Origin of the sequence: Chryseobacterium gregarium DSM 19109 (genome assembly GCF_000430845.1) — a bacterium.
In the GTDB taxonomy this organism is placed as follows: Bacteria; Bacteroidota; Bacteroidia; order Flavobacteriales; family Weeksellaceae; genus Chryseobacterium; species Chryseobacterium gregarium.
Genome location: NZ_AUMU01000007.1, coordinates 250,213 through 262,164, shown reverse-complemented (window position 1 = coordinate 262,164; position 11,952 = coordinate 250,213). Strand labels below are relative to the sequence as shown.

General features: G+C 39.7%; 12 protein-coding genes and 1 rRNA gene. 4 read left to right on the top strand and 9 right to left on the bottom strand.

The window, feature by feature from the left end; all coding sequences use genetic code 11:
- The first annotated feature begins 150 nt into the window (after positions 1 to 150).
- Positions 151 to 258, top strand: a 5S ribosomal RNA gene (gene rrf, locus H561_RS0109690).
- Positions 259 to 1,304: 1,046 nt separating this feature from the next.
- Here the strand turns inward: rrf and H561_RS0109680 are convergent.
- The gene (locus tag H561_RS0109680) at positions 1,305 to 3,446 is read right to left on the bottom strand and encodes a M3 family metallopeptidase (RefSeq protein ID WP_027386808.1); all 2,142 of its coding nucleotides are present in this window, start codon (positions 3,444 to 3,446) and stop codon (positions 1,305 to 1,307) included.
- Between the two features lie 197 nt (positions 3,447 to 3,643).
- On the opposite strand from H561_RS0109680, the gene H561_RS0109675 reads away from it, so the two are divergent.
- Entirely contained in the window at positions 3,644 to 4,465 is an 822-nt protein-coding gene (locus tag H561_RS0109675) for a head GIN domain-containing protein (protein WP_027386807.1), read from the top strand.
- On the opposite strand, the gene H561_RS0109670 is transcribed toward H561_RS0109675, so the two are convergent.
- The 5 genes from H561_RS0109670 to H561_RS0109650 form a co-directional block, all read right to left on the bottom strand.
- Positions 4,466 to 6,346 carry a monovalent cation:proton antiporter-2 (CPA2) family protein gene (locus H561_RS0109670; protein WP_027386806.1) on the bottom strand — a complete coding sequence of 627 codons (1,881 nt, stop codon included), beginning with the start codon at positions 6,344 to 6,346 and terminating at the stop codon, positions 4,466 to 4,468.
- Between the two features lie 3 nt (positions 6,347 to 6,349).
- Positions 6,350 to 6,871, bottom strand: coding sequence for an NAD(P)H-dependent oxidoreductase (locus H561_RS0109665; RefSeq protein WP_027386805.1), 522 nt, complete (start codon positions 6,869 to 6,871; stop codon positions 6,350 to 6,352).
- A 345-nt stretch (positions 6,872 to 7,216) separates the two neighbouring features.
- Complete coding sequence (locus H561_RS0109660; protein ID WP_027386804.1) at positions 7,217 to 8,017, bottom strand: TPM domain-containing protein; 801 nt, start codon at positions 8,015 to 8,017, stop codon at positions 7,217 to 7,219.
- Positions 7,998 to 8,429, bottom strand: coding sequence for a TPM domain-containing protein (locus tag H561_RS0109655; RefSeq protein WP_027386803.1), 432 nt, complete (start codon positions 8,427 to 8,429; stop codon positions 7,998 to 8,000). The genes H561_RS0109660 and H561_RS0109655 overlap by 20 nt, the downstream gene beginning before the upstream one ends.
- Positions 8,430 to 8,433: 4 nt before the next feature.
- The gene (locus H561_RS0109650) at positions 8,434 to 9,042 is read right to left on the bottom strand and encodes a LemA family protein (RefSeq protein WP_027386802.1); all 609 of its coding nucleotides are present in this window, start codon (positions 9,040 to 9,042) and stop codon (positions 8,434 to 8,436) included.
- Positions 9,043 to 9,114: 72 nt separating this feature from the next.
- Here H561_RS0109650 and H561_RS0109645 point away from each other — a divergent pair, with 72 nt between their 5' ends.
- Both H561_RS0109645 and H561_RS0109640 read left to right on the top strand, forming a co-directional pair.
- The gene (locus H561_RS0109645) at positions 9,115 to 9,600 is read left to right on the top strand and encodes a dihydrofolate reductase (protein WP_027386801.1); all 486 of its coding nucleotides are present in this window, start codon (positions 9,115 to 9,117) and stop codon (positions 9,598 to 9,600) included.
- Between the two features lie 105 nt (positions 9,601 to 9,705).
- On the top strand, positions 9,706 to 10,275 hold the full coding sequence (locus tag H561_RS0109640; RefSeq protein ID WP_027386800.1) for a hypothetical protein: 570 nt from the start codon (positions 9,706 to 9,708) through the stop codon (positions 10,273 to 10,275).
- Positions 10,276 to 10,409: 134 nt separating this feature from the next.
- On the opposite strand, the gene H561_RS0109635 is transcribed toward H561_RS0109640, so the two are convergent.
- The 3 genes from H561_RS0109635 to coaD all read right to left on the bottom strand — a co-directional run bounded on the left by H561_RS0109635 (position 10,410) and on the right by coaD (position 11,914).
- On the bottom strand, positions 10,410 to 11,042 hold the full coding sequence (locus H561_RS0109635; protein WP_027386799.1) for a trimeric intracellular cation channel family protein: 633 nt from the start codon (positions 11,040 to 11,042) through the stop codon (positions 10,410 to 10,412).
- Positions 11,043 to 11,184: 142 nt separating this feature from the next.
- The gene (locus H561_RS22340) at positions 11,185 to 11,364 is read right to left on the bottom strand and encodes a hypothetical protein (RefSeq protein ID WP_262486237.1); all 180 of its coding nucleotides are present in this window, start codon (positions 11,362 to 11,364) and stop codon (positions 11,185 to 11,187) included.
- 85 nt (positions 11,365 to 11,449) lie between these two features.
- The gene (gene coaD / locus H561_RS0109625) at positions 11,450 to 11,914 is read right to left on the bottom strand and encodes a pantetheine-phosphate adenylyltransferase (RefSeq protein ID WP_027386798.1); all 465 of its coding nucleotides are present in this window, start codon (positions 11,912 to 11,914) and stop codon (positions 11,450 to 11,452) included.
- Positions 11,915 to 11,952: the final 38 nt, after the last annotated feature.

The following is an 11,952-nucleotide window of genomic DNA, read 5'->3' as shown; positions in this document are numbered from 1 at the left end:
ATAAAACAAGTTCTTATAAGTGCAACAATGGTTTTGCCTTTGTGATGATATTTACCGATAAATTTGTAAAATGTAGATTGTAAAAAGTATGAATGATATAAGTCATTAATACCTGATACAACAATACATTCCTACACTATATACAACCTTTAGGGTGGTTTTAGCGGTGGGGCTCACCTGTTCCCATTCCGAACACAGAAGTTAAGCCCACCAGCGCCGATGGTACTGCGAAAGCGGGAGAGTAGGTCGCCGCCAGTCTTTATCTAAACCCCTCCTTCATCATCCGATGAAAGAGGGGTTTTTTTGTTATATATACATACTTTAACTCTAAGAAATATAACCCCTAGAACAAGCGGTTGTAAGCGATAAATAATAAAGTATCAATAATAATCCAAATACGGCATATCAAAAGCATAATCCAACACAGCATAAAAGATCTGCTTTAAACAATCTCCAAATTTCAGATTTCTCAGACAGTGGTGTATCGTCAGGAATCTCCATCTCTGGTGCTGATCTTAGAGCAAAACTAGCTCTCGCAAAATCTTAGTGTCGTTATTATTCATCTTTTTTGTAGTAAAATACAGAACGGTCTATGACGAAAAGTTTACATGCATTTTGCATGCTTATTCCATGTTCTGATTCCGAGTAAAGAACCAAGTGTTGCTTTTTGGAAGGTATTAAAGCTTTTTAGCAATCACGTCTTTCATTACAACATTTTCCAACATAAGTTTTGCTACGATTCTTTTATCTGCGGTTACTGCACATACAATAATCCTTTATATTTGTTCTTCCATTTGTAAAGGGCGGTTGGATGATGTCGTGTTCACAGCAAATCTCATTCACCATCTCAGATTGATGTTGAAGAGATAAAATCCTAATAATCTGAACTTCTGAAAATGTGCTGTTTTTATATCTATCACAAAGAAATTATGGAATTTATTTCTGAAGTCCGATAAAATCTATTGTAGAAAAGTGTTTAGAAAACAAGCCGATTTCCAATCAATATAAATATTGTTAATCATACTACCTGAGTATTTAGGAGTACTTAAATAAAACCAATCATCATCATAATAATAGTCTTTATTATCTGAAATTAAGGATATTTTATTTTCTTTAAAACTGCTTTTACGCATGAAACATAATACGCTAATTTTTTATCAAACTATTGACAAATATTAGTTTCAGTATTTCAATTTTATAAATTAAGATATAAGAGTTATTATTTTCTCTAAAAGTTTTAATTCTGTCTTATCACGACTCGAGCTAGTTAAAAATAAAAGCACTCATTTCTGAATGCTTATAATTTATTTAATAAATCCCCTGTTTCTTAACAGCGGTTTAATATCCGGATCATGTCCCGTAAAATCCCTGAATGCCTGATTCAGATCTACTGAATTTCCTACGGATAAAATATATTTTCTGAAACGATCGCCATTTTCACGGGTCAGCCCGCCGTTTTTGCTGATCCACTCCCAGGCATCATTATCTAAGGTTTCAGACCACAGATAGGCATAATATCCTGCAGAATATCCTCCGCCCCAGATGTGTGCGAAATATGGCGTATGATATCTCGGGGGAACAGTTGCCAAAGTGAAGCCGTGTTTTGTCAGTGACTGTTTCTCAAAATCCAGTACTGGGATTAGCTGGCTTGCATTAGTCACCGTATGCCAGTCCATATCCAGTTCAGCAGCAGAAACCAGTTCGGTTGTCATATATCCTTGATTGAAAGTCGCCGCTTTTTTGATCTTATCAACCAAAGACTGTGGAATCGGCTGTTTTGTTTCATAATGAACCGCATAATTCTTCAGCACGACAGGGTCTAAAGCCCAATGCTCATTGATCTGTGAAGGGAATTCCACAAAATCTCTCGGAACATTGGTTCCTGAAAGCGATGGGTATTTCTGACTCGCAAACATTCCGTGAATCGAGTGCCCGAACTCGTGGAAAATAGTTGAGACATCATCATAACTGATCAGTGAAGGCTTCCCAGGAGCGGGCTTCTGATAATTATAGCAGTTCACAATCACCGGTTTTGTCCCCATTAAGTAAGACTGTTCCACAAAGTTACTCATCCACGCGCCGCCATTCTTGGAATCTCGGGTATAAAAGTCCAGATAATAAATGGCAATTGACTTCCCATCGTGATCGAAAACTTCATAGGTGACAACATCCGGATGATATACAGGAAGGTCCGTTCTCTTTTTAAATGTTAATCCGTAGAATTTTTCGGCAGCAAAAAACACACCCTTTTCCAAGACAGTGGTTATTTCAAAGTACGGCTTAATCTGGTTTTCATCCAGATCGAATTTTGCTTTTCTTACCTGTTCGGCATAAAAATTCCAGTCCCACGGTTCCAGTTTGAAACCGCCTTTCTGCTGATCAATCAGATCCTGGATATCTTTTGCTTCGCGTTTTGCCGTTTCCACTGCAGGCGTGGCGATCTGATTCATCAGTTTCGTAGCCGCTTCCGGGGTTTTGGCCATTTGGTCTTGCAGTTTCCATTCCGCGAAACTCTTTTTGCCTAAAACCTGTGCTTTTCTAAGTCTTAATCCGGCGAGTTTTTCAATGGTCTCCCGGGTATCGCTCCCATCACTTTTTTCAGCCCTCATCCAGGATGCTTTAAAAAGTTTCTCCCTCGAAGCTCTGTTTTTAAGATTTTGTAAAAGAGGCTGCTGTGTAGTATTCTGGAGAGCCAGAAGATACTGGCCATCTTTTCCTGCATTTTTAGCATCAGTTGCTGCGGCGGCAATTTCATCCGCAGAAAGCCCGTCTAATTCTTTTGCATCCGTAAAGAATACACCGCCCTGTTTCCTGGCTTCGAGCAACTTATTTGAATATTGTGTGGAAAGCGATGCCATTTCCTGGTTAATCTGTTTTAATTTTTCTTTATCTGCAGAAGACAGGTTAGCGCCTGCAATCTCGAAATTCTGTTTATAAAATTGAAGCAGTTTCTTGCTTTCAGCATCCAGACCATTGTCTGTAATGGATTTTATTCTTTGATACAGGTTGTCATTCAGGTACATCTTATCCGAATGGGCTGCAAAAACGGGAGCGTATTCTTCATCCAGAGCCTGAAGGGTCGGATTGGTATTGGCACTCGTAAGATTGGAAAATACAATCATGGTTCTTTTCAATACTTCACCGCTTTTTTCCAGAGCTACAATCGTATTTTCAAAAGTCGGCTTTTCAGGATTATTTGCGATCTTTAAGATCTCGGCGTCATGCTGTTTCAAACCGAAATCAAAGGCCGGCTTGAAATGTTCATTTTTAATCTTATCAAACTCGGGAGCTTCATACTGAAGTTTGCTTTTCTTCAGGAAAGGGTTTGAGGAAAGGGAAGCATCCGGTAAAGGAACTTCCTGTTTGGTATCAGTGTTTTTCATGGTAGTACAGGATTGGTTAAGTGCTAATGCAGAGAGCAATAATACCGACGAAATCTTCTTCATAAATTTATTTATTAAAGTATAAAGATATTAAAACTTACGTTATAAATACGGTACGGCTGCTTTACAATGATAATAAAAAAATAAGATTTAGGACAATCAATAATATGATTTCAGTGATATAATTTCATAAACACATGTAATATTTTTTATACATTAGTTGTCATAAAAGAATAGTAACCTATAATACAATCAAGAATATGAAATCAACACCACTTTTTATTTTGTCAGCATGTATCACATTAGCCTCGTGTGAAAATAAGCACGACAGAAGAAATAATGAAAACAGAAATGACAACTGGGTAGAAAAGGTTGTGACAAAAGACCATGGACCGACCAAAGAGAAACAGGTAAGCGGAAATTTTGATGAAATAGAGGTTTCCCAGGCTATTGATGCTGAAGTTATAAAATCTGATGTTGAAAAAGTAGTGATTTATGCTCCTGAAAACATCATCGATGAAGTTCTGGCGGAAATCAGCGGAGGCAAGCTTCATATCCATTATAAAACCGGAATCAGGGTCATGGACAGCCACAATGTTTCAGCCAAGATTTATGTGAAGGATTTCAATAAGCTCAATGCCAATTCTGCAGCAAAAATTACCGTTAAAGATAAATTTGTCCAGGAAAAGACGGATGTTGAAGTTTCCAGTGCAGGGTCTGTATCCGGTGATCTTGAAGCTAATGACTTTGAGCTTTCAGTAGACAGCAGCAGTAATTTCAGTGGGAAGATCTGGGCGGTAGACCTTGATATCGATGCTTCTTCAGGAGCCAGTATTGATATTTCCGGAAAAGCCAAAAATGCGGAAATTTCTTCTTCTTCGGGCAGCAGTATTTCTGCAAAAGATGTGACGGTGCAGAACCTGAAGGCTGATGCTTCAAGCGGTGCAAGCGTTGAGATCAGTGCATCATCATCCGTTAATGCGGAAGCTTCTTCAGGCGGAAGCGTCAATGTTTATAAAAGAGGAAATGTAACTTCAGTCACTAAAGAAGAAAACAGCGGCGGAAGTGTAACGATTCATTAACTATTTTTCAGTTTCCTCTTCCTCCTCATCATTTGAAGAGTCTTCCCATTGCTGATTATCAAAATTAAGATTATCATAAGCCAGTAAGTCCTCCTCCCGCTGGAGGAGTTCTTTCGTGGTGAACAGGTGGATGTCATCATCTTCGTCAGCTTTAGCCAGTTTCCGGATAGAGCCTTTGTCGATGGCCATAAATCTCTGGCCGAGTCGCCTTGCGGCATATTTCCGCATTCCGGTCTCATGAAGGACATCAACCGCCATATCAACCGCTGTCCCCAAAGTCTCACGATAAATATTATCAATTCCGTTGTTTAAATAATCATAGGCATCAATTCTGTTTTTAGCCCGTACAAAAATCTTTACATCGGGATAATGTTCTCGTACAATATCTGCAACAAATTTATTGTCGTCTGGGTCATCCAGGCAGAGTATCAGTATTTCAGCATCTTCAATTCCGGCAGCACGTAATGTGGGAATTTTCGTGGCATCGCCGTAATGTACTTTAAAACCGTAGCTTCTCAAGAGCTTTACACGGTCCGAATCCCGGTCTAATACGGTGGCAGATATTTTATTGGCTTTCAAAAGGCGCCCGACCGTACTTCCGAAATGCCCGAAACCGACAATGATAATTTTCTTCTGGCGAATCTGGCCGTCCAGTATATTAAAGTCATTTTCTGCATCCGGAACCTCTTTGATGAATTTGGGATTGATCAGCTTATCATTAATGATTAACAGGAAAGGGGTAATGCACATGGTAATGGCAGTCACGGCCATCATCTGGGCATTGAGTTCATCGTTTAAAAGATAAAGGCTTGAAATATAATTAATCAGTACAAAAGCAAACTCACCGACCTGCGAAAGGGCAAATGCATAAAACAGGCTCTGCGGCGTATCGATCTTAAAAAATTTCCCGATGGCATACAGCACCATGAATTTTACCCCCAAAACAGCGAAAACCGTACTGAAAATAAACACCGGATCTTCCTGGATGATATTGAAATTCATCGTTGACCCTACACTTACAAAAAATACCGCAAGCAGAAGGCCTTTGAACGGATTGATATGCGCCTCCAGCTCATGGCGGAATTCACTGTTGGCCAGCATAACCCCAGCCAGGAAAGCTCCCAGAGCCGGAGATAGGCCGATGGCCACCATCAATTCTGAGACACCGATCACCAGAAACAGCGAAGAAGCGGTTAAAAGTTCGGTCATTCCCGATTTTGAAACATACCGTAGAAACGGGACAAAAACATACCTTCCCAATAAAATTAAAATAGCAACCCCCAGGATTACGGTGGCAAACTGCATCCACTGCGGCAGGTTCTGAATAATCACCTGTATTTCGTTGTCATTATTCTTTACTTTATGGTGGGCAATCAGCGGGAGAATAGCCAAAATCGGGATCACGGCAATATCCTGGAATAGCAGTGTGGAAAATGAAGCTTCCCCGGCTAATGTTTTCAGGTTGTTCTTTTCCTGCAAAGTCTGCAGCACAATGGCTGTGGAAGACAAGGCAAAACACATGGCTACCGCAACGGCTTTATCAATCTGCCAGCCGGCCCACATAAAGACGACAAAAAGTAATGAAATCGTGAGAAGCATCTGGGTCATCCCGAGACCAATGATTTTCTTCCGCATTTCCCAGAATTTCCGGGGCTCCAGTTCAAGTCCGACTAAAAACAGCAGCATAATCACCCCGAATTCGCTGGCATGCATGATGTCATTGACATCTTTTCCTGTCAGCCGTAAAACATAAGGCCCGATGATGATTCCGCCTGCGATATATCCGATCACAGAACTGAGCCCGAATTTTCTCGCAAGCGGAACCATGATAATGGCAACGCCCAGAAAAAGAAGGGTGTTCATCGCTAAGCTGGTTTCCATGCTTTATTTTTTTAGAAGTTCAGTGAATTTTTGCTTATGCAATATGATTTCTTTTTTTGATAATTTATTGGCTTCGTAAACAACCTTGATATTTTTAACATCAGCTTTAAAGACGTTCAGGGAAACTATAAGTCCGCTGATCAGTTCTTCCACCGTATAGCCATAGGTGCCTTCCTTGCTGAAAGATCTTTCTTTGCCGCCAGTGGTTATCAAGATATAAACTTCCTTGCCTTCCAGCGGATTGGTCTGCTCTTCCTTCAGCCAGTCGCGGTCAAATACCTCATCAATCCAAAGTTTCAGCAGGGGAGGAGTTCCAAACCAGATGAGAGGAAATTGAAAAATAAAACGGTCGTAATGTTTCAGTCTTTTCCTTTCCCTGAACGCCGCAATATGAAAATCGGGATATTCTTCATAAAGATCCCGGAGGGTAAAATGCTGCTGGCGTACATAGAAATTAATGAGCTCTGCATTTGAATTCGAGTGCTCTAAATAAGGATGCGCAAAAACGACCAACGTCTTCTTCATAGGCTGTTTTCAGTAAATATAATCAAAAATTTTTGGATTAATGGAGTGTTTTAAGGCAGTTTGGTGATTTTTAAATGTTAAAAAATAAAATTTGTATGATAATATATCATAATATCAGCGGTATATTTCTTTTCTCCGCATTAATGTCATCAAATTTGATTAAATATGTGCAGGTCTTCTAATCTGTGTAAAACGATAATAATAAAATCGATCATAAATGACCGATTTTATTGTATTGAAATATTTATACTGGCTGATGAAAGAAATGGTTAGGTATTTTAATTATTCTCAGATCGAATATCAGGTATTATTGATAAAATGCTTTTATAATAGAGTGATTACTTATTACCAGCCTCCAGAGGCACCGCCACCGCCAAAGCTTCCGCCGCCGCCGAAACCACCGAATCCGCCGCCGCCTGAACTTCCGCCTCCAAAGCCTCCGCCTCCGAAGCTGCCCGGGAAAGGGAAGAATCCGCCCGGATAATTTCTGCGGCCTCTTCTGGAAAGAATAACGTCATCATCATCACCGCCTCGTCCGCCGCCTCTGTTCCTGAAAATAATAACAATAATGATGAAAATAATAAAAGCGATAAGCACAAAGTTACCGGCACCTTTTTTACTGCCTGTCTTAGGATTGTTTAAGGGTTTGAATTTCCCCTGAACGGCTTCCATAATAGCAGAAGTGCCGCGGTTGATCCCTTCATACCATTGGCCTTTTTTAAAATGTGGAGTAACGATATAGTCCAGGATCTGACCTGAAACAGATGCTGTGAGGTATTGTTCAACTGCTCGTCCTTGCTGGATAGACATGGTGTGGTCCTCAGTGGCAATGAGAAAAACGACTCCGTTATCCACATCTTTTTTACCGATTCCCCATTTTTCACCGAACATGGTCGCAAGGAAATTAATGTCTTGCCCTTTTGTAGAAGGAATAATCACCACTTCGATTTCGGTGGAAGTGGAATCTGCGAAAGCAATCAGCTTTTTATTAAGATCGTCTTTTTCCTGCGCGCTCAGCAAATTGGCTTCATCGTAAACCGGATAAAGCACATCTGGCTTTGCAGGGACCGTATATTGTGCCGATACAAAAGTGTATAAGCAGATCAGGATAAATGAAAAAACAATTTTATGAGAAGGTAATTTCATTAGAAAGCTCGTTATGATTCTCTCCTTTTACAGGAAAATATTTTTTTAGTTCAAGGCCTGTTTCCAGGATACCGCTTTTTAAAGCTTTATAATAATTCCCTTTGGTAAACTCAGAAGTTATATGATCATGCAGGTGGTCCCAATAAGACTGCCGTACTTTTTCATGAATGGCGGTATCACCGATAATGGTAAGATATTTCTGTTCAAAATTCACATGGAACAGCACGGCATTTCTTTCAGCGGTTTTATCCATACACAATTCTTCAAACACTTTAAATGCCGTTTTGGCACTGTCATTATCCGTATTCGAATCGATATGTACCCTGATTTCACCGGTAGAATGTTCTTCTGCTGACTGAATAGCTTCCACAAGAGAAGCGATCTGCTGATTGGTCAAGAAATTACTGTTCATTATATTATTCTGAGAATACATCAGGGGCTTTCTGCGCTCCTGCATCCGCTTTGAAGTAAGGCTTTTCTTTGAAATTGGTAAAATTGGCCAGTATATTATTCGGGAATGTTTTGATCGAAGTATTGTAATCCTGCGCAGCTTCGTTGTAGTAAACGGTTTCTGTCCGGATACTGTTTTCTATAGCTGTATATTCCCTCTGGAAATTAATGTACTGCTGATCTGCCTTTAAGTTAGGGTATGATTCCACAACAGCCATCAATCTGCTTAAAGCCCCTGACAGTTCACCCTGTGCCGCCTGGAACTTGGCAAGATCCTGCTCGGTCATATTTGTAGGGTCAATGTTGATTGATGTTGCTTTTGAGCGGGCTTCCACCACTTTGGTTAAGGTTTCCTGCTCAAATTTGGAATAAGATTTTACGGTTCTTTCCAGGTTCGGGATCAGGTTGGCTCTTTTTTGATAGACGGTTTCCACATTAGACCATTTGGTATTGACGTTCTGTTCTTTTGTGACGAAATTGTTGTATCCGCTTTTTCCCCAGAAGAATAATACGGCAACAATAATCAGAAGAGCAATACCGATGGTTCCGGCGCTCAGACAGCCTCTGTTTTTCATAGTTTATTTTTTTAACTTTCTTGTGCTAACCAAATATACAAATTATGTGCTAATTTTGTAAAAAATTATTTAATGGTTACAATCGTCGTTGCGATCGGAGAAAACAGAGGGATCGGTTTTAATAATCAGATGCTCTGGCACCTCCCGAAAGATTTAAAACATTTTAAGGAAATCACCTCGGGGCACCCTGTGGTTATGGGAAGAAAAACTTTTGAAAGTATCGGGAAGCCGCTTCCTAACCGTACGAATATTGTAATTTCAAGAAAAAGCGATTGGTTTGAGGAAGGCGTTTTAATTGTGGGAAGCATAAAAGAAGCGGTAAAGTTTGCCAAAAAGATTGATGAGGATATTTTTATTATCGGAGGAGGCAATATCTACCAGCAGACTATGGAAATTACGGATAAAATAGAACTTACAACGGTGCATGCCAATGTTGAAGCAGATACGTTTTTCCCGAAACTTGATGAAAAGGTATGGAAGAAAGTGAACGAAGTCTGCCATGAAAAGGATGAAAAGAATCCTTATGATTTCTGCTTTCAGACGTATGAAAGAATTTAAAGTTTCAGGTGTTGAGCTTAAGGTAATAAGAACGTTAAATTTTAAGCCCTGAACCACAAACTCTGAACCTTAAATTTATTATCTTTGCATTTCTAAAATTTAATAATGAATAAATACATAAAAATTGCCGTAGCAGCAGTTCTTATACTTTTAGGACTTTACATGATGATCTTCACCAGAAACCTGGGTTGGGGAATTGTGGTTTTCCTTCTGGCAGCGGCACCGATCCTGCTGTTCTTTAAAAATGAGTATATCCTGTTGGCGTTTTGGCAATTAAGAAAACAAAATATGGAGAAAGCATCGGTTTGGTTACAGAATATTACCAATTATCAGGCCCAGCTTCATCAATCACAATACGGGTACTTCCATTATCTTACCGGTTTAACGCAGGCGCAGGCGCAGCCAACGAAAGTGGAACCTTTAATGAAAAAGGCTTTGGAATACGGTCTGAATATGAAACATGACAGAGCTATGGCTACCCTGAATCTGGCAGCCGCCGCTATTTCCAAAGGAAGAAGACAGGAAGGTCAGAAGCTGTTGGAAGAAGCAAAAAGGCTTGACAGTTCAGGAATGATGACGGATCAGATCAAAATGATGAAAGACCAGCTGAAAATGCCGACCATGCAAAAGCATATGCACAATCCCAATATGAGAAACAGAGGTAAATTCGGTTAGTCAAAAGCCGGGTGAAAAAATAAACAAAGGCATCTGAATATTTTCAGGTGCTTTTTTATGTGAACTAATTGAAGTTATGTAAGAGCATTCATTAAGCCGATCTTAATCTTTTTAAAATAGGTGTGAATCGGTGATCACATTTCAGAATTATTCTCATACCCGTAAAATTTCGGGATCTGCCAATGGTATTTTACCGCTAAGGTCCTTATCGCAACAATCAGTAGAATCGTAAAAATCTGAATCGCTGTATACGTCAGTGTCGTGAATTTTGTCAGAAGCAAAAATGCAGAACCTCCGACAATACATGCGGTAGCATAAATTTCTTTTCTGAAAATCAGTGGAATCCGGTTGAGCAGGATATCCCGGATAATCCCTCCGAAACAGCCGGTGATGGTTCCCAGCCCGATACAGATCATGGGATGGATATCGGCATGCAATCCTTTCTGGACTCCGATGATCGTAAACAGCCCCAGGCCGAAGCTGTCGAAAATAAATAAGGTGACCCGAAAGTTTTTTTCAAAAGATTTAAAAATCATGGTGAAAATACTGGTCATGATAATGAGTGAACAGGTCAGCAGATCATGCATCCAGAATACAGGGATGCCTAACAGCAGATCCCTGATGGTTCCGCCCCCGACGGAGGTCACGAATGCGATAATCAATACACCAAACGGATCAAGGCGCCTCTGCATGGCAGCAAAGCTCCCCGACATCGAAAACGAGATCGTCCCAAGAACTTCTATGGCAAAATTGAACTGTTCGTGCATATTATATAGGTAATGAGTATTAGGTAATGGGTAATAAATTATCCTTTTATCCTTTGTAATTTAAATTTATATTTCGTCATTACCTTGACTAATTCTTCACATTCCTATTTCAGATATAAAATTTTTTCGACACTTAAATATTTTAATTCTTCAATGATTTCAAGCCACAGCTGAGTTTCATCAATTTCTTCAACCACAATGAAATCTTCCTTTTTCTGATCTCGGCTCTGTAATTAGCTGCCACAGAAGTTACAGATCTTATTATTTGTTTTTTGACTATTGCAAGATCATCAGAATATGGTAATGATGATAATGATTTAATAATAGGGATGGAGAAATTTTTAGCCCGATCTCTAAAAAATCTGATTGAAATTCATAGCTGTAAAAAATTGCTAATTACCAATTACTCATAGTTTCACTCTCACCGAATCCGGAACAAGTAATTCATATTCTCCTTTATGGTTGATGATTTCCCGTACGATGCTGCTGCTGATAAACGATTTTCCGGAGGAGGTTAATAAAAATACGGTTTCCAGTTTTTTATGGGCCAGCGTCCTGTTGGTGTGTGCTATGGCTTTTTCAAATTCAAAATCGGCAGGGTTTCTTAACCCCCTGATGATGTACTGGGCATCTTTTTCAAAACAGTAATCCACTGTAAGGCCTTCAAAATAATCCACTTCCACATTGGCGAATTCGGCAAAGGAATTCTGGATGAATTCCATCCTCTTTTCTAATGGGAACATATATTTTTTCTGGGAATTCTGCCCGATGGCAATAATTAACTTATCAAAAAGCGGAGCGGCCCGCTCGATAATGTCATAATGCCCTAAAGTAATAGGATCGAAAGATCCCGGAAAAACAGCAATTTTCATGCGTATAAAGTTATAAGTTATGAGTTATAAATTATAAG